This is a genomic window from Mesorhizobium sp. Cs1299R1N3 (genome assembly GCF_037179625.1).
Classification (GTDB): Bacteria; Pseudomonadota; Alphaproteobacteria; order Rhizobiales; family Rhizobiaceae; genus Mesorhizobium; species Mesorhizobium salmacidum.
In genome coordinates this window covers 1-1,492 of sequence record NZ_JAPYKQ010000041.1, presented here as the reverse complement: position 1 = coordinate 1,492, position 1,492 = coordinate 1, and the positions used below count along the sequence as shown (strand labels likewise).

The following is a 1,492-nucleotide window of genomic DNA, read 5'->3' as shown; positions in this document are numbered from 1 at the left end:
TGGGCGCATTGCAGAACGGCGGCAATTGGGCGGCGGGTTCAACCGATCGTCGCAACACCTTAATCTGAGAGGATGAGGTGTCGGATGGTGACGTCACGGATCTGGTTTACATCAGCGCAGACGCCGTGCGGTATTGCCCGCGCGAAAGAACCGGCCGACGTCGAACCTTTCGGCAGGTCGATGTCATTTTGCGTTATCCTTCTCTATCGCGAGAGGACGCGAATGCGGCTTAGAAACTCACCACGATCGACATAGCATCCCCGCAAATGTCTGCGCCCCGTATTCGGGTTGAACGCCTCCCGGCCATGCAGCACCCTGCGATTGTCGAAGACCGCCATCTCGCCCGCCTTGAGGCGATAGGAAATTCGGAACCGCGGGCTGCGGATCATCATCATCAGTTTGCGATAGGCTGCATAAAACGACACGCAGATCTCCGAGGGAAGATCGATCACATCGACAAGATGGGCATTGAACCGCAACTCTGTCACTTCGCCCCGCCGGTTAGTAACAATCACCGGAAATCTTCCGCGCAGGTCATACTCTCTGTCGTGGAAACGATATGGGATCTCGATCTCGCATAACAAACGGTAGGCTTCCGGATCTTCGGTCTGCAACGCCGCTACGACTGCAAACCCGTCCGCAAAAATCGAGCCCCCGCCTTCAGCTCCGTTCGCGATGCAGTGCAGGAACTGATAGCCCGGCGGCAGCTCCTGGTTTGCGAGATCAGTATGTAGCGGGAGTGCGACCGGCGTATAAGCCAAGTTGTTCGGATTTGGCATCGACACGACTTCGAACATGGTGCCAAAGTTTGTCTGGCGCAGGAAACCAATTCGTTCCGCCATGCGCCGCCCCGCGTCTGGATCATCACCAAGCGAATCGACAATCGAGAGCCCGTAGGCAGCCGTCGCCTTCAACCAGACAAGCAGACCGGCGTCGTCCTGAAAGATGTCTCCGGCAGATCGACCCGGTATCGAATCGAGCTCGATTGAGCCGTCCCAAAGTATCGGAGCGATATCGGCCGGATCGTTCCGCTTTTTGCCCGGACGATAGGATTCAAAGAACTGACGGGGAAATTCCTCTTCATCCTTTTGCGACCAGACGATTCTTACTACGCCGTTTTTCTCCTCTACGCGGAGAGGTCTAAGCGATGTATCTACGCTGGTCAGGTCAAATACGCGCTCCTCGGTTACTGGGTGAAACGCCGATGGCGCATTGTCCTTTAGCCAAAGCCACGGATAGCCGACAATTTCGCCGGACGAAAAAGTCACGGCAAGGAAAGTCTTCCGGGCTTGCACGGAATGCATGGTGTTCATGGTGGTGTCTCTCCGAACAGAATTCTGAAATCCGGCTGATCAGGCCCACGGGCCATCAAAGCTGCGGCGGTGGCCACCACAAACTCGGTTTCCCATAGCGATGGGACCCAGGATTTCGGTTCGGTTCCTCGAGCACTTTGCGCTCCACGTTGGCAGCTAGGCCGGCGCTGATGCACTAG

1 protein-coding gene is annotated in these 1,492 nt (G+C 56.4%); it reads right to left on the bottom strand.

Annotated elements, in window-relative coordinates; all coding sequences use genetic code 11:
• Positions 1–203 precede the first annotated feature (203 nt).
• On the bottom strand, positions 204–1,313 hold the full coding sequence (locus tag O7B34_RS31835; RefSeq protein WP_337149695.1) for a TauD/TfdA family dioxygenase: 1,110 nt from the start codon (positions 1,311–1,313) through the stop codon (positions 204–206).
• Positions 1,314–1,492: the final 179 nt, after the last annotated feature.